Below are 18430 nucleotides of genomic sequence, written 5' to 3'. Positions count from 1 at the left end.
TGAATTATCAAAATATTATATTGTAATTTTATGGATTGAATATGTATTTATATGTAAAAAATATCTCTATTTATACATGTTAATTGAATATTTATACATTTTTGGTTCTGTTTTTTTGAAAATCAGCTTTTCGTGAAAAAGGGATATTTTCACGAAATAGTTTTCTATATGTAATGTGTGTTTTTACTCTTTTAGCTCCAATATATTGCATTAAATGTATCATTTGAGGATTAAAATCTCCAATCCAATTCATTTCTAAGTATTTATATGGAGAATTTCTTTCTATAATTATTTCACAAAACCGAGTAATCATTGCAGCTTCAACTCCTTTACCTTGAAATTCGGGTATTATGCCAAATAATTGTCCTAAAGCAGTGTCTACTTTTTTTGTTCGTAAATAGTAATAAAATTTTAATATCCCGGAAAAATTCATTTTACCGTTCATCTGTTTTATGAGTTGATTTATTTCGGGGAACATAATAAAGAATCCGATAGGTCGGTTCTTAAAGTAAGCAAAATATATAAGTTCTTTGTCGAGTATCGGTCTTAATTTTCGATATAAGGTCTCTATTTGTTCGAGGGTCATACCATCTATTCCGTGTGTTTGAGGATTCCATGCTTGGTTATATATATCAAATAACGATAAGACCGCTTTTTTATGACCTATATCTCTATAAGAAAGTATCTGATAATCAGGGTTACGGAGTAAGCGTTCTGATTTCCATACAACAATTCGGGAAAGATTATCCATTACTAGGTGTGTACGGTAGGTTAATTGCTGAAAGTAGTCTTTAAAACCGTATGACTCAAAAAAGTCTTTATAATAAGAATGTGTATAAGGCATTGCATAGTTGGGACAACGGTCGAATCCATTGGTGAGTAATCCCCACCAATGTAGACGTTCGCCAAAGTTTACAGGTCCTTCCATCGCTTCCATTCCTCTATTTTCAAGCCAGTTGCGACATGTATTAAATAATAGGAATGCAGCGTCTTTATTGTTGATACATTCAAAAAATCCCATTTGTCCGACAGTATAGTCATCTATATGGCTTGTTTGGTAATTTATGAATGCTGCAATACGGCCGATACATTGATTATTGTCATAAAGAACCCATCTGGTACATTCTCCATGTTTGAAATAAGGGTTTTTTACCGGATTGAATATTTGTTTGATATCATTATCTAAAGGGCGTATCCAATATGGATTGTTTTTATATAACTTTATTGGTAATGTAATAAAATCTCGTTCGGATTTTTTATCAGATATTTCTTTCAAGGTATACATAAAGTTTTTTTTAACATATTCATATATACAAAGATAACTTTTTGGTTGAATTCTGTTATATATATATAAGTTTTTTTGAGTCTGGGAGGAATTACCTTTTTTAGTTCAATTTATATAATCAAAGTAGTTCAGTAACTATAAATTTGAGATAGTTTCTGCTCCATATCAGATAATTCCAATAGTAGGTCCGTGATTGATACTTACTTTATTTTTTAGTATGTAATTGTTAGAAGAATAAATGGTAGGGAATTGATAAGTGCAATAGATATTACTATCATGATGTTAGAGCCAATATGAAATATAGGGGTAGTATCAGTTTGGATATTTCCATATTTTAAGGTTTCTTTATACATTTACAAATTATAAGTGTATAGAGAAACCTCATTTGATAAATTTGAAATTATTATTTTGAATAAGGATAATTTCAAATCTTTAATGTTGAGTAGTCTTAAATAACCGTTACGATTATTTAGGACTGGTCAGCTTATCGTAAAATTCTAATTGACTTCTTTGGCCAGATAAATCATGGTAGGGAAGTGGTCACTATACCCATTTAAATACACCCCTCCTGCATGTGTTCGTTTAGGATATCCTTTATATTTTCCTTCTTCTTGTTTTAAAAAGTCCCGATTAAATACTTCTGCCTTTATAAATTTGAGCGTTGATCTATCTTTGCCTAACAGATTGCTTGAAATAATGATTTGGTCGAATAGATTCCATTGACCTTGATATGCCAATGAGCCTATACCTTTAGCAAAAATAGGCCACATTGTATTGAAATAACCTCCAGGTTTGACCTCGTTTTGTTTTTTCTTGGCTTCTAAAACTTTACTTGTACTACTGTTATTCGGATCGTCATTTAAATCTCCCATAATAACAACTTTAGAATCAGGATCTGCCTGGATGAGTGAGTCAGCCAAATGTTTGGTAAGAGCGGCAGCTGCTTCTCTTTTAGGGCGAGAATTTTTCTCTCCACCTAGACGTGAAGGCCAATGGTTTACAATAAAGTGCATACGTTCGCCCGCCAGTGTTCCTGTAACCACAAGCTGGTCTCGTGTTCTCATAGATGTATCCGCAGGATAAACCAGACGAACACTTTTGCTGTTTTCGACGGTAAACAAGTCTGCGTTATAGATAAGTCCGACATCTACCCCTCGACGGTCAGGTGAATCGTAATGTACTATACCGTAATTTCTGTTGGCAAGAGGTCCGGTTTTTATGAGGTCTTCTATAACTCCGCGATTTTCAATTTCAGAAATTCCAATTACAGCCGGTCCTTGCGGACAGTAATCCAAAGCAAATTGACTGATAGCATAAGCCAAGTTATTCAATTTATTATGATATTTCATTGATCCCCATTTCATGGTACCTTGAGGGGTGAATTCTTCGTCTATGACATCTGGTTGATTTATTGTATCGAAGAGATTCTCCAAGTTATAAAAGGCAATTGAATAAACGGCCAGTTTTTTATTTTGGTTCTGGGCGAGAATGGCCAATGTGCATGTGCAGGCCAACATAAAAATTAAGCTGAATTTTCTCATTAGTATAAAGTGTTTAGTTCTCTTTTTTATTTGTATTTAATCTTGGAGCTAATTCCGTTTGATTGTCCACTTGATTATTGGAATATCCTTCTGTTTCTGTATTTTAGGCGAACAAAATGGATTAAAAAATTGTTCATGATTCATAATAATGTTGTTTTATTAATCTACCATGCCAAATAATTTATTTTTCAAGTTTTACTCCTAATTTAGACTTTTACAAAAATCAGAAAAAAAAATGAAATATGTATGCCGTTTTGATGAAATTTCAAAAAAATGTGATTGTTTTCTTGTTCAATATTTACTAATTCTTTGATTATGAATTGAAAGTTTGGATGTAACTTTCGTTAAAGTGTAACTAAGCCCTTTATTTAAAGGCTTTTGGTTTGTGATTTTAACATATCAAAATAGAAAATATAATGTAATTGTAACATGAATAATCAAAAAAAATGTGTTAATTTGCATTCCTATTTCCCAAAACTGGAGATGGATGGAATTAAAGCTAAAACAACTATTATTATAAACTAAACCTTGTATTTATGAATCGAAATCTATGGTTGTTTATAATGCTCTTTTTCGGTATTTCGGTTTTTGCTCAGAAATCCGAGCTGAAAGGTGTAATTATAGACTTCGGAACCGGATCTCCTGTCGTAGGAGCAAAAGTTTCTCTTAAAGTAAAAAATGTCTCTGTACCATCTGTGAAGAATGGTAAATTTATTTTTAAAAATCTATCTCCGGGTGCTGATGAGTTGATAATCGAATCTCCAGGTTATCAGACGTTCACGCAGAATATATTAATTAAAAAAGGTGAGAAGATAGATTTAGGAAATATTGCATTAATTAAGACGGCTGGAGTTGTTCCGAAATCAGAGGAAAATATCCGTCTCTTTGATGAATCCGATTTAGATGACGATGACAATGTTTCTTCTCAGTCAGCTTCTTATCTTGCAGGAGCATCAGATGATGTTTTTCTAAATGCCGCAAGTTATAATTATAGTCCTATGCGGTTTAGTGTACGAGGGTACGAACAAAATGCTTCTACTACATATATAAATGGTGTGAATTTTAATGACCAGGAACGAGGCCGATTTAATTATTCAAGTTTAGGCGGTTTGAACGATGCTTTTCGTAATAAGGATCTTGTGAATGGAATAGAGATGCCTACTTTTGCTTATGGTAGTTTAGGAGGGGTAACGAATATAAATACTCGAGCAAGTGCTTATGCTGCGGGAACAAAAGCGAGTGTTGCTTATACAAATCGTTCGTACAATTTAAGAGCAACAGCAACTTATGCAACGGGATTGATGAATAATGGTTGGGCATTTACTGGGTCAGCTGTGTTCCGTTGGGCCAATGAAGGGATTATAGAAGGAACTTTTTATAATTCTTGGGGTTATTTCCTTTCAGGCGAAAAGGTTATAAATGACAGACATCGTATTTCTTTGACAACTTTCGGAGCTCCTACGAAGAGGGCACAATCGGCTGCAGTGACACAAGAAGTATATGATTTGCGTTCGATATATTATAATCCTTATTGGGGATATCAAGATGGAAAGAAACGTAGTTCTCGTGTTGTAAACAGTTTTGATCCGACGGCTATATTTAATTGGGATTATAAAATAACAGAAACCCAGCATCTAAAATCCGGGATAGGGTTCCATTATAGTAATTACAGTAATACAGCTCTTAGTTTTTATAATGCAGCTGACCCGCGCCCCGATTATTACAGAAATATGCCGAGTTATCAGATAAATGAATTGTTTGATTCACCAGAGAATATAGATTATGATTTGGTCAATGAGATAAAAGACCAATGGTTAAATAATAATACCGATATAACTCAGATAAACTGGAACTCATTGTATCATACTAACTATCTCAATAATGTTGCTAATCCGGACGGAAGTGCAAAATACGTTTTGGAGCAAAGGCATAATGATTTGGTAGAAACTACTTTTAATTCTACATATAGCAATCGTTTTAATAAGTGGGTAAATATGCTGGCAGGTATTGATGTTAATTACTCGATAGGTAAACATTATAAAACGATGAATGATTTGTTGGGTGGTAAACAGTGGATTGATATAGACCAATTTGCCGAGCGAGATTTTTCTGATAATAATATGATAATTCAGAATGATTTGCGTAATCCTAATCGGAAAATTTACGAGGGTGATCGTTTTGGATATGATTATAATATGAATGTAATAAAAGCCGGAGCTTTTATTCAGGGAAATTTGTCTTTGACGAAATTCGATATTTCTGCGGCATTTCGTCTCTCTACTACATCTTTCTGGCGTGAAGGTAAAATGGAGAATGGTCGTGCTGCAGTAATCGGCGCTACGTCTTATGGCAAGGGCAAAGTACTGAATTTTGTAGATCCGAGTGGTAAAATTGGTGTGACTTATAAAATCAATGGACGGCATCGATTGGTGCTGAATGGATTGGCAGAAACTCGTGCTCCTTATGCAGGTTATGCTTATGTCGCTCCGAGAGTGAAGGATACCCAGATAGGTAAAGTAATAATAAATCCGAAAAATCCAAGACAATATAAAATTAAGGACCTCCCCTCTGAAAGAGTGTATTCTTATGACTTGACTTATCAGTTTAATACACCAATCGTAAAAGGGCGTATTACAGGATTCCACACGATTACGCAGGACGGAACCGAAGCTACAGGATACTATAATGATGAGTTCCGTACTTTTGTGAATCATACGCTTTCTGGAGTAAATAAACGGTATTTAGGGGTAGAAGCCGGGGTTTCGGTTAAGTTGAACGACAGTTTTTCTGTATCTGTTGCAGGAACATATGGGGATTACCGTTATACGAATAATGCTGTCGGAGTAATGAGTGCAGAAAATGGAGCCAACCTTTTGACCGGAGAACTCCCAAAGACTCCGGCGGATGCAAAAAATTCAGATATTATCGAACGGGTGTATACAAAAGATTTGAGAGTAAGTACAGGTCCTCAATTGGCAGCAAGTATAACTTTGGATTATTTCCATCCAAAGATGTGGTTTGCCGATGTAACATTGTCTTATTTTGATAATAATTATCTCGATTTTTCACCCTCTCATTTTACTCAGATGAACTACTATGGTGGTACTTATTTGAATGAGGCGGGTCAGGAGATAGAGTATAGCGGTTATTTGAAGCCCAAAGGTTCGACGTATACGAAAGAAGAGAAAGAACGCTCCCAAGCTTTGCTGAAAATGTTTGGGACCCAGGAAAAACTCGATGGTGGATTTATGCTGGATGCTTCGGTTGGAAAATTGATATATTTCAATAACCGTAAACAGTCATTGAATATAAATTTGAGTTTTAGTAATATCTTGAATAATAAAAATATGGTGACTGGTGGGTATCAGCAAGGTCGTATAGGACGTAATAATAAGACTCCGAACAAAGACATAGAGCTGGTCGATAAATATCCTAATAAATATTATTATGCATGGGGATTTAATTGTTTCCTCAATGTTGGATTTAAATTTTAATAAATAACGGAATAGAATTATATTATGAGTAAGATAAAATATTTATTCGCAACGTTTTTGGCCGTAGCAGCTTTTAGTAGTTGTGTAAATGATTTTGATAATGTTCCGGAAGATTTAGTGATTATACCTGAAGGAGATCCTCGGGCATGGAAAGCAAATATGACTATTGGCGAGTTGATAGCCATGTATGATCGTATAGATAATATATATGTGTTCGGGAAGGATGATACATTAAAATTTGATCCGGATGCTGGCTATACATATTTTACCGTAAACCAAGACCCGATGCAATATCCGGTGAAGAGTGTATCTCAGACCGATGGTCGGTTGAAAATTTCAGTGGATTATAAAGGCAAGAGTTTTATGATATGCCGGGAAACGGGCGACACTTATAAGAATTTGTTTTCTTTAACCCCTATGGAGGCTCCGGGAGATATTTATATTACCGGACGTGTAACGACTTGTGATACGGCTTCGAATATTTATAAATATTTTATGTTGGAAGATTTGGTTGAACCTAAGTCAGCTATAAAAGTTTCTATTGATGCCGGTAGTTTAAGCGGTATTTTCCCATTGGGGCAAGTCGTTTCGATTAAATGTAATGGCTTGATGATGGGACGTTATGCCGAAATGCCCCAGATTGGAGTTTATGGTTTTCGTAATGACCCGCCTAATGCATTCAGCCCGAAAGTTCGCTTTGAGCCGGGACGTATACCTTATTCTCTTGTACCGGAGCATTTTCAAAGAATTGGGTTGCCTGATAAAAGTAAAGTAGTGCCTGAAGAGAAAACAATAGCAGACTTGGCCGGATTGGATTCTACTTGGTATGGACGTCTTATACTGATAAAGGATGTGCAGTTTACCGGTCGTGGAGATGGTGAAGAGCTTTTGCCGTATGACCAGATGATAACGATAGAAGAGAGTATAAAGCAGACAGGAAACACGAATAAGTACCAAAGAAATCCTATTTATGCTCCGTCGACTTACAGTGTAGATGCAGGCTACAATATAGGTTTTCCTCAATCTCGAGAGATATCGGATAGAACGGGAACAGTGAATATAGCGACAAGTGAATATGCTCATTTTGCAAATACTCTTATTCCGCGTAAAGAAAAGAAAGGGTCGGTTATTGCAATTTTGGGCTGGTTTCATGATAAAAACTCTTCTCAGGGTGATTATCAGTTGACAATTCGTTCTTTGGATGATTTGTCAAAGAGTTTTTATGAATAAGATTTGTATACTAACCAATAAAAACAGATAATTATGAAAAAAATGAGAAAATTAGTATGGATGCTTTTGGCGGCTACCATGGTAGGTTTTGCAGCTTGCTCATCAGATGATGATGAAGATTGGGTTGAAACTCCGGGTGGCGATGGAGGCAGTGCGACAGGTACTGTTGATGTTTGTGGCGATGCAACACCGGTTTCAGAATATACTTTTGATTTTCAGACAGGAGTAGTTGATAACGAAAATTTTAATGTCCAAGGATGGAAAAATGTAATCGTTAGTGGTACCCGCCAATTCCAGGGAAAAGAATTTGATGGTAATTTTTATATTCAGGCTACAGCTCATAATGCTACGAGTGATGTCGATTGTTGGGTAATATCTCCGGCATTGAATGTGTCTGAAGCTGCTAATAAGGTTGTTTCTTTTGATTTGGCACAGGCTTATTGGAAAGAATCTACAGAGTTCGGTGTGTATGTATTACAATGCGATAATGGTACAACTAAGGAAACAAAGTTGACCGGGTTTAATATGCCGACAGCTTCTACGACAAATTATTCATTTATTTCTTCTGGAAATATAGATTTATCGGCATATTCAGGTACTATATTTATTGGATTCCATTATAAAGGTACGGGGGGAAGCCAACAATCTACGACATGGTGTATCGATAATTTTGTTTTTGGCAAAGACGTAACGGCTGTAACGACGGTTAGCATTACATCGGCTGCCGTAACAACTGTAACTTTAGGTAGTGAATATAAATATACGGTTAAGACATCAGTAAATAACCCTTCTGGTAATACAGAAATATCTGCAACAGGATTACCTGCTTGGTTGACAATTCAGGATAATGGTGATGGTACAGCAGTAATCAGTGGTACAGCTCCTTCTGCAGAAGAGACTACGGGTGACATAACCATTACCGCAAAGAATAACAATGTTTCAGATACTCAAACATTTAAAATTGAGGTGAAGGCTCCTGTACAGCCTGGGGAAAATTTATTGTCAAATGGAGATTTTGCTACTTTTACAGATGGCGGTTTCCCAAATTGGACAAAAGGAAATAATGAGGCTACCGTATGGGCTCAGTCTACTACTACAGTACATGCTCCGAGTACGACATCTTTGAGCCTTACTAATGTGACTGGGACAACTTATATCACTCAAACCTTGAAGACCGGAATCACAGCCGGGAAACAATATGATATTACTGTTTGGTATTATAATGTTACTGGAGGTAAGAATGACTCAGGATTGAGATTGTGGAGTTTCTTCTTGGATGCTAATAATGGATATGTATATATGCCAGATGCAAATGATGCAGCAGCAGACCCTTTGCGTACTAATAACAAATATTTCCCGAAGAGTGAAGGGGCATGGAGTTCGTATACAACAACCGTAACTGCCCCGGAAAATGCTGTAGGATTTAAGTTTGAAATCAGAGCATATAAAAATTGCGGTGATTTCTTTATTGGAGAATGTTCCATTGCAGAGAAACAATAAGAGACAGATTTTTGTTTAAAAAATAAATAAAGGGCTTTCTGCATTTGCAGAAAGCCCTTTATTTATTTTTCTGTTATGAAAAATATGTAAAAGCATAAGATAGACAGTAAAAAAGATTCGAATATTTAGTATCTTTGTACTCCATTAATAAATTAAAATCCGCATTTATGACCGGAAAGCGTATTCATCTTACCTTTTTATCTTTGTTTATTGTTTCACTTTTATTTGCAGATATACCTGTAGGGTATTATACAAATGCAAGTGGAAAATCGGGAGCCGAGTTGAAGACTTCTCTTTACCAGATACTGAAGGAACATAAACGAATCCCTTACGGGTCGGCTTATGGTTCTACATGGACGGTTTTCAGAAAAAGTGATGTTTATCCCTCCGGAATAACCGGCCATCCTGAGGGTTCTATTTGGGATATGTATTCTGATATTGTCCGTTATTTCCCGAGCGGACAATCCGGCTCGAACCGAGAAATGAACATCGAGCATAGTGTTCCTAAAAGCTGGTGGGGAGATTCTCAGTCCCCTTTCAAAAAAGATGCATCTTACGATTTGCATCATTTGGTTCCTTCTGATGCCAGTGCCAATTCAGCAAAATCGAATTACCCTTTGGGTGAAATAACAGGCTCGGTCTCTTTTAGCAATGGAGTTTCTACAGTAGGCATTGCTACTATTGGAGTAACAACTACTCGGGCTTTTGAGCCGGCTGATGAGTATAAAGGTGATTTTGCCCGGATGTATTTGTATCTAGTTACTTGTTATCAGGATTATACTTGGGCGGTGACTTCCATGTTTGCCAGTAATACATATCCTACATTGACGGACTATGGAAAAAGTTTGTTGTTGAAATGGCATCGTCAAGACCCGGTTAGTCAAAAAGAAAAGAATAGGAATGAAGCTGTATATTCATTCCAGTATAATCGAAATCCTTTTATTGATTATCCGGATTTGGTTGAGTATATATGGGGAGACCATTATGGAGAAATATTTTATTTTGGCGCAGGCATCAGTACACCTATCGATGGGGAATTATATGTTGCTCCTGTTGCCTATTTAGGCCAGTCCAGAGAGCTGCCATTAATGGTGAAAGGTGGGTTGATATCGTCTGCTGTAGATGTGTCGATAGGGGGAAACACTTGTTTTAAATTGCCGACAACGTCTTTGTCTTCAGATGAAGTAAATAGGGGAATTCGTTATGTGGTAACGTATGCGCCTTCTTCTATTGGAATTCATAGTGCACTATTGACTTTCTCTGGAAGTAACTTTAATAAAGTAACAATTCCGGTGAAAGGTGTGTGTGCTCCTGCTTCAATAGAAAGAATATATCCGGTCGGTCTGAAGTCTGTCTATTCAGCTTCTGATTCTTCGGTTTCTCTGCTTCTTAATGTTGTGGATGCTGGAGTGACGTGGAGTGGTGATGGTGTAAGTGGAAATACTTTTAGCCCTTCTGAAGCAGGTAAAGGTACTCATGTCATAAGATGGAAGTCTGCATCGAATAGTGGGAATATACGTATTATCGTCAAATAAAGTAAATTATGAAATATATAAGCGTGACATATAAAATAGGAATACTTGTATCTTTGCTTTTCTGGGTAGGATGTAAGGAAGATAATAAAACTTATGCACCTATACAATTGAATTTTTCAAGAGTGGATGTAAAAGTCGGAGTAACTGCATTATTACAAGTTTCGGGGAGTGAAAATTTTACTACGGAGTTATCAAATGACCGGATTGTTGCTCTATCTGTAAGCAATGGAGTAGTGCATATAACAGGTATAAAGGTAGGTAGTACGACATTGACTGTTACAGGGGAAGGGGGAGATCAACAAACATGTACAATTACAGTTGTAGAAAATGCACAATTGGAAACTGATTTTATAAAAGATGAGACTTCCCGTATTGAAGGCTGGAGAGATGTCACCATAAAAATAGATGCTCAAGAAGGAGGAGTATTTTCTATACAGAAGGATGTCAATGCTTTAGGTGTATCTGCTTTGGGGAGTGTTACCTATGATTATTCTTGGGTAGATGATGAAGATTCATTTTTCAGGGCAAGTGCTTTAGGGACATTTACCTCTTCGGGAATTTTGGATGATGGTTTGGTCGTTTATAAAGAGTCCGATCAGGATATCCAGTATCTTATTTCCGAAAAAGTAGAAATAAAGCAAATAAAAAATGGTAAAGTCTGGTTAGTATTTCAATTTCCTGGGCGGAGAGATGTCCGTATTGTGACAGATACTTTTTAGTTGGGAAGAGAAGAAGATAAGGAAAATGAGAGGCTTGTCTTCTTCTCTTTTTCAGTTCGGGCTATTTCCATTCTTTGTATGGATGTTTGACTAAATTGGAATTGTAATATTTGGTATCGCTTGTAACTTCTTTCCCTATCCAATCGGGGAGGGTTATGGGATAATTTTCTTCAGGTAGTTCGACTTCTGCAATAACAAGACCTGTATTGTCGCCCAAAAATTCATCGATTTCCCATGTTAAATCATCTATTTTACAAGTATAGCGGAATTTTTCTATAATAGGATGTATACACAATGTGTCAATGAGTTCATTAGCCTCGTTTACTGGAATTTGATATTCGTATTCTAATCGGGTTGCACCTTTATTTTTGCCTTTTATCGTTATGAATCCTTTCTCTTCTATTATACGTATTCGTACGACTCGTTCTTCTGATGTAGACAGGTAACCTTGTTTGTAGTACTTCTTACTCGAACAACTTCGGTAATTATCTGTTTTAATTAAATACTTGCGTTCTATTTCTTTACCCATTGTGATGAAATGTGCTGTTGTTTTAACTTATTTTGATTTTTTGTAAAGATAGAGTGGAATATTTAGTTTATAAAATGAAATCTGGGGAATGAGAAATTAAACTATGTTAAACTGAATTGGCGAAAACTTTTTTAGTTAGAATAGTTTTAATATTTTCTCTACATTTGCGGAGCTGAAAAAATATTGAAAATATCTTTATGGCCAAAAATATAAAAATTACATTATATATAGTCATTGTGTGCTTATTGTTGCCTGTGAAGGTGTATGCACAACAAACTACAGTTGTGACAGGAATTGTGACAGATTCGTTGACTCATGAGCCATTGTCGTATGTCTCTGTTTTTTTGAAGGGTACCCAAGTAGGAGGAATGACTGATGAAAGCGGTAAATATTCTTTACGTACGACAGGCAATTGCACAGAGGTTGTATTTTCGTCTTTGGGATATGTCGAAAAATCGGTTCCGGTACGTAAAGGAATTACTAACCATATAGATGTCGCTTTGTTATCGGCATCTTATACTGTTAAGGAAGTAGTAATTACCCCAGGAAAGGAAAAGTATAGAAGGAAGGGTAATCCGGCTGTGGAATTTGTGAAGAAAATGATTGTTCATAGAGATGATTATAGTCCTAAAAAACAGGATTTTTATCAATATGATGAATATGAAAAATTGACATTGGCATTAAATGATTTTTCGGAGGAGCAGAAAAAAAAGTGGCTATTTAAGAAATTTCAGTTTATATTCGATTATGTGGATACGTCGGAGGTATCAGGCAAACCAATATTGACTGTATCTATTAAAGAAAAAGTTGCGAAAAATTATTATAGGAAAGACCCTCATACAGAGAAGAAATTTGTAACCGGAATAAAAAGAGCTGGAATTGATGAAATGTTTAATCAAGAAAGTCTTCAACAGTTCTATGATGAGGTCTTTAAAGAGGTAGATATTTATAATAATGATGTAAATATCATGTTGAATCGATTTGTAAGTCCATTATCTAATATAGGACCATCTTTCTATAAATACTATTTGTTGGATACATTGGATGTTAATGGAGAAAAATGTGTTGATTTGGGTTTTGTCCCATTTAATTCCGAGTCATTTGGGTTTACCGGACATCTGTATGTTACACTTGATTCTACGTATTTTGTAAAGAAAATAAAATTAAATGTACCGAAAGACATAAATTTGAATTATGTAAGCAATATGGCTATTAACCAGGAATATAGTCGTGCGAAAGATGGGACCCGTATCAAAGAAAAAGATGATATGATTGTAGAATTCCAGTTAGTTCCTGGTACTCAGGGGCTGTATGCCCGAAGGTTGACAAGTTATAATAATTATGAATTTTCGCCACCGGAAGATATGTCTCTTTTTTCGAAAGAGGGGAGTGTTATTGTTGAAGATGATGCAGAAGTAAAGCCTGATGCCTACTGGGCTGATAATCGGCAAGTTCCTATAAAATCAAAAGAGAATGCCGTAGATAAATTGTTGGTTAAATTGAGATCTGTTCCGGTTTTTTATTATACGGAAAAAATTATATCAATTTTGGTTTCAGGATATATCGAGACGGCAAAGGATAGTAAATTCGATATAGGACCGATGAATACGACTATTAGTGGAAATGGTGTCGAAGGTGCTCGTTTCAGGGTAGGTGGATTGACGACGGCCAACCTTAGTCCGAATTGGTTTACACGAGGATATGTAGCTTATGGTACTAGAGATAAAAAATTTAAATATTCAGCGGAAGTAGAATATTCTTTCAATAAGAAAAAATATCATGCTCGGGAATTTCCTATACATTCTCTGAAAGTATCGCATACTTATGATTTGAATCAATTGGGACAACATTATCTTTATACGAATAAGGATAATATCTTTCTATCATTGAAACGTATGAAGGATGATAGAAGTGTGTATGAGAGAAAATCGGAAATAAACTATTTGAGAGAACATGAAAGTGGTTTTTCATATGGATTGAATGCCCGTTATATGACGGAGTATGCGACTGCTTCACCGCAAGTAGAGTTTATATTGCAGAATGGAACCCGATTGAGACAATATTCTCAAGCTGAAGCTGAAATAAAGTTGCGTTATGCACCGAATGAGAAATTTTATCAAACTAAGACGACACGTTATCCTATTACAAAAGATGCTCCTATATTTACTCTGAGCCATACGGTTGGTATTAAAGGTATATTTGATAGCAAATATAATGTAAACCATACGGAATTGGGTATACAGAAGCGTTTTTGGTTTTCGGCTTTTGGATATACCGATATTTTAATTAAGGCTGGAAAAGTTTGGGATAAAGCTCCTTATCCTATGTTGATAATTCCAAATGCAAATTTGTCATATACGATTCGAGAAGAGTCGTATGAATTGATGAATCCTATGGAATTTATTAATGATGAGTATGTTTCTTGGGACCTTACTTATTGGGCTAACGGTGCTCTTCTGAATCGTATACCTTTGATTAAATATTTGAAATTGAGAGAAGTAGTTGCTTTTAGGGGGCTGTACGGAAATTTGACGAAAAAGAACAGTCCTGAGAATAGTATATTTATATTTCCTAAAGAAACTCAATTGATGAGTAAGATGCCTTATATGGAAGCAAGTGTCGGATTGGATAATATCTTTACAGTTTTACGCATTGATTATGTATGGAGGTTAACTTATCGGAATTTACCTAATATAAGTAAAAGTGGAGTTCGTATAGCTTTGCATTTTAATTTTTAGAATATTGTAGAGGCCGGTAGAAATTTTTAGATATATTATTTTAAAAAAGATTTATAATCTACATTTTTATCTTTAATCAGAAAAATTTGATATAGATTTTGAAAGTTAAGTTGTTTTGTCTATAATTAAATATGTGAAATAAATGTAAAAGGAACACTTTAGTAAGAATTCTTTTTATATTTGTATGACAATATTATGATAACACACAATAATACCATTAAAATGAAACGACTGAACATTCTTGCCGGCTTTCTGATTGCCGGTATGAGCGTATTTGCTCAAGGAAACGAGTGGAAAGATCCGGGTGTAAATGCTGTTAACCGGCTGCCGATGCATTCCCATTATTTTGCTTATGAAAATTCGGAAGTGGCTTGTAACCAGGAACCAAGCCAATCGGCCAATTTTATGACTTTAAATGGAGCATGGAAGTTTTATTGGGTAAAAGATTCGGATATTCGACCAACAGATTTTTATAAAAATAATTTTGATGACTCTTCGTGGAAGACAATACCTGTGCCCGGAATGTGGGAGATTTATGGGTATGGTGACCCGATTTATGTGAATATTGGGTATGCCTGGCGGAAACATTTTAAAAATAATCCTCCTGAAGTCCCGGTAGAGAATAATCATGTAGGGTCTTATCGTCGGGAGATTACTATACCTGTATCATGGAAGGACAAAGAAATATTTGCCCATTTCGGTTCTGTTACATCTAACATGTATTTATGGGTAAACGGGAAATATGTGGGTTATAGTGAAGATAGCAAATTGGAAGCTGAATTTAATTTGACTCCATATTTGAAACCTGGTAAAAATGTAATAGCTTTTCAGGTATTTCGTTGGTGTGATGGCACTTATCTTGAAGACCAAGACTTTTTTCGATATTCGGGAGTCGGACGCGATTGCTATCTGTACGTTAGAAATAAGGAATATATAAAAGATATTCGAGTAACTCCAGACCTTGATGCTGTATATCAGAATGGAGTTTTGGATATAGACGTTGAATTGTCGAGTAAAGCTTCTGGAGCTCAAGTTATTTTGGATTTGAAAGATGCGGCAGGTCAGGTTGTGAAATCGGAAACAATTAAAGCGAAAGGTAAGAAAGCTCAAGTGACTATGGCTGTTACTAATCCGGCTAAATGGACTTCAGAGACTCCAAATTTATATGTGCTGACAGCGACATTAAAAGCCAAAAATGGTCAAGTAAAAGAAGTTATTCCAATAAATGTCGGTTTCCGCAAAGTTGAAATAAAAAATGCCCAGTTGTTAATCAACGGTAAGCCTGTTTTGTTTAAGGGAGCTAATCGTCATGAGATAGATCCTCGTGGCGGATATGTTGTATCAGTAGAACGAATGATACAAGATATTAAAATCATGAAAGAGCATAATATTAATGCTGTTCGTACTTGTCATTATCCTGACGATAGTCGTTGGTATGATTTGTGTGATAAGTATGGTATTTATGTCGTAGCAGAAGCTAATATAGAGTCTCATGGTATGGGATATGATAAAGAGACTTTAGCAAAGGTTCCAGCCTATGCAAAAGCTCATCTTGAGCGGAATCAGCGTAATGTCCAACGTAATTGGAACCATCCATCTGTCATTGTATGGTCTTTAGGTAACGAGGCTGGAGATGGTCCTAACTTTACAGCATGTTATAAATGGATAAAGGAAACCGATTCTTCTCGGCCAGTTCATTATGAACGTGCAGAGTTGGGTAGTAATACGGATATATATTGCCCGATGTATTTACCTTATGATGCATGTGAGAAATATTTAAAGAATAATCCACCTATGCCTTTGATTCAATGTGAATATGCTCACGCCATGGGAAATTCAGAAGGAGGTTTCAAAGAATATTGGGATTTGGTGCGTAAATATCCGAATTATCAAGGTGGATATATTTGGGATTTTGTGGATCAGTCTGTTCGAGTAAAGAATAAAAATGGAATAGATATTTATGCTTATGCCGGAGATTTTAATAATCATGATGATCCTTCGGACTATAATTTTTGTGATAATGGTTTGATAAGCCCTGACCGTCGGCCGAATCCTCATGCTGATGAAGTACGTCATATTTATCAGTCTATATGGGCATCACCTGTTGACTTGCAAAAGGGAGAGGTTGCTGTATATAATGAAAATTTCTTTACTGATTTGGCTGGTATATATGCCCAATGGAAAATTTTGGCCGATGGCGTTTCTATTCAAGAAGGTGTTGTTCCTGATTTGAATGTCTTGCCTCAACAAACATCTTCAATAAAACTTAATTATGATTTTGCATCGTTACCTTCGGATAAGGAATTGTTATTGAATATTGAATTTAAGAAAAAAGCAGCAGAAGGGTTATTGCCTGCAGGGTATGTAGTTGCTTATAATCAATTGGTAATAAAAGATGGTGTTATACCTGCTATTACTATAAAGAATAAAATTCAGGATAAAAATACATCTGTCCAATTACCTGTTGTTAAAGATATGGGTAATAAATTGACATTAAAGTCTGATATATTGGATATTGCATTTGATAAATCTACTGGGTGGTTATGTAATTATGTAGTAGATGGAGTTTCGATGTTAAGTGATGGTGCTGTTTTGAAGCCTAATTTTTGGCGAGCTCCTACGGATAATGATTTTGGGGCTGGTTTGCAAATGAAATATAGAGTATGGAAAAATCCAGGATTTGTACTTAAGTCTTTAGATACTGTGGAAGAAAACGGGCTGATTAAGGTAAAAGCATTATATGATATGCCTTCTGTATCGGCTCAGTTGGAATTGAGCTATGTGATTAATAATGTGGGAGAAATCGTTATAACACAGAAAATGACAGCATCTTCGACAGCTGAGGTGCCGGATATGTTCCGTTTTGGTATGCAAATACAGATGCCGGAATCATTTAATCGTATTTTGTATTATGGTAGAGGTCCTATTGAAAATTATGCAGACCGGAAAAATTCAACATTGTTAGGTGTATATAAACAATCTGTTGACGAACAATATTATCCTTATATCCGTCCTCAAGAAACAGGGACAAAAAGTGATATTCGTTGGTGGAACTTGACAAATATTGATGGAGCAGGGTTGAGTTTTATTTCGGATGCTCCTTTTTCAGCTTCTGCATTACATTATACAATAGAGTCTCTTGATGAGGGGGAAAAGAAAATACAGCGTCATGCTGCTGAAGTGGAAAAGGCATCTTTGACGAATTTCTGTATTGATAAGGCTCAAATGGGTTTAGGTTGTATCAACAGTTGGGGTGCTTTGCCACTGGAAAAATATAGACTTCCTTATGGTGATTATACTTTTACATTTAAAATGATACCAGTAAAATCAGCTTATTAAGAAAAATATCTTGTAAAAAATGGGTTGCGGATAAATTCCGCAACCCATTTTTTTATTTATAGGTGTTTTGATGGATAAATTAGGTTTGAGAGATAAAAAGGTTTTTAGAGATTTCTTCTACAAATAAAATTTCGAAAATACGAAAGAGAATATGATATATATTCTTTTATAATTTTCGAAAAAGGTATTTTTTTGAAGATGTTTCTCGGCAAGACCTTACATTCCCGACCGAATGTTTTGGGGAGTCTTGCGTACGTAACGGATAATGTCGGCGTTTTGTGTGTGTTTTTAGTATAGAAGGATAACAAGATTGGCGAGAGAATTTTCTCTCTTCTCTTTTTTCATAACTTGACAAAGATACAGTTTTTATTTATTAAAAAACTGTTTTTGTGTGAAAAGTTTATTCAAAAAGCTACTTTTCTTCTAAAAAACAGTTAAAATACTGGTATAAGTGTCTATTTTACACTAGAAAATCTGCCATTTTGTTACGATTTGGTCATAAATTTAGTGCCGAATCTGT

Annotated in this window: 10 protein-coding genes; 7 read left to right on the top strand and 3 right to left on the bottom strand. The window is 35.5% G+C overall.

Annotation, left to right across the window (positions count from 1 at the left end; genetic code table 11):
• Nucleotides 1-91: 91 nt before the first annotated feature.
• Together Cop2CBH44_RS06815 and Cop2CBH44_RS06810 are read right to left on the bottom strand one after the other, a co-directional pair.
• Nucleotides 92-1285, bottom strand: coding sequence for a hypothetical protein (locus tag Cop2CBH44_RS06815; protein ID WP_200755779.1), 1194 nt, complete (start codon nucleotides 1283-1285; stop codon nucleotides 92-94).
• A 497-nt stretch (nucleotides 1286-1782) separates the two neighbouring features.
• Nucleotides 1783-2826 (bottom strand): endonuclease/exonuclease/phosphatase family protein, encoded by a 1044-nt coding sequence (locus tag Cop2CBH44_RS06810; protein WP_021931135.1) that lies wholly within the window; start codon nucleotides 2824-2826, stop codon nucleotides 1783-1785.
• A 536-nt stretch (nucleotides 2827-3362) separates the two neighbouring features.
• Here Cop2CBH44_RS06810 and Cop2CBH44_RS06805 point away from each other — a divergent pair.
• From Cop2CBH44_RS06805 to Cop2CBH44_RS06785, 5 genes are all read left to right on the top strand, one after another.
• Nucleotides 3363-6320 (top strand): carboxypeptidase regulatory-like domain-containing protein, encoded by a 2958-nt coding sequence (locus Cop2CBH44_RS06805; protein WP_021931133.1) that lies wholly within the window; start codon nucleotides 3363-3365, stop codon nucleotides 6318-6320.
• Nucleotides 6321-6344: 24 nt separating this feature from the next.
• Nucleotides 6345-7550 (top strand): DUF5689 domain-containing protein, encoded by a 1206-nt coding sequence (locus Cop2CBH44_RS06800; protein WP_200755778.1) that lies wholly within the window; start codon nucleotides 6345-6347, stop codon nucleotides 7548-7550.
• 33 nt (nucleotides 7551-7583) lie between these two features.
• Nucleotides 7584-9050, top strand: a complete 1467-nt coding sequence (locus tag Cop2CBH44_RS06795) for an Ig domain-containing protein (RefSeq protein WP_200755777.1) — start codon at nucleotides 7584-7586, stop codon at nucleotides 9048-9050.
• A 167-nt stretch (nucleotides 9051-9217) separates the two neighbouring features.
• Complete coding sequence (locus Cop2CBH44_RS06790) at nucleotides 9218-10585, top strand: endonuclease I family protein (protein ID WP_021931130.1); 1368 nt, start codon at nucleotides 9218-9220, stop codon at nucleotides 10583-10585.
• A gap of 8 nt (nucleotides 10586-10593) precedes the next feature.
• On the top strand, nucleotides 10594-11304 hold the full coding sequence (locus tag Cop2CBH44_RS06785; protein WP_200755776.1) for a hypothetical protein: 711 nt from the start codon (nucleotides 10594-10596) through the stop codon (nucleotides 11302-11304).
• 61 nt (nucleotides 11305-11365) lie between these two features.
• Here Cop2CBH44_RS06785 and Cop2CBH44_RS06780 read toward each other — a convergent pair whose 3' ends face one another.
• A complete protein-coding gene (locus Cop2CBH44_RS06780) occupies nucleotides 11366-11833 on the bottom strand; it encodes a CYTH domain-containing protein (protein ID WP_200755775.1) in 468 nt (155 codons plus the stop codon).
• 197 nt (nucleotides 11834-12030) lie between these two features.
• Between Cop2CBH44_RS06780 and Cop2CBH44_RS06775 the strand changes: the two genes are divergently transcribed.
• Together Cop2CBH44_RS06775 and lacZ are read left to right on the top strand one after the other, a co-directional pair.
• The gene (locus Cop2CBH44_RS06775; RefSeq protein ID WP_200755774.1) at nucleotides 12031-14571 is read left to right on the top strand and encodes a DUF5686 and carboxypeptidase-like regulatory domain-containing protein; all 2541 of its coding nucleotides are present in this window, start codon (nucleotides 12031-12033) and stop codon (nucleotides 14569-14571) included.
• A 222-nt stretch (nucleotides 14572-14793) separates the two neighbouring features.
• A complete protein-coding gene (gene lacZ, locus Cop2CBH44_RS06770) occupies nucleotides 14794-17910 on the top strand; it encodes a beta-galactosidase, LacZ type (RefSeq protein WP_200755773.1) in 3117 nt (1038 codons plus the stop codon).
• The last annotated feature ends 520 nt before the right edge of the window (nucleotides 17911-18430 follow it).

The organism is Coprobacter secundus subsp. similis, assembly GCF_015097275.1.
GTDB lineage: Bacteria > Bacteroidota > Bacteroidia > Bacteroidales > Coprobacteraceae > Coprobacter > Coprobacter secundus.
This window is presented reverse-complemented; position numbering and strand designations above follow the sequence as displayed.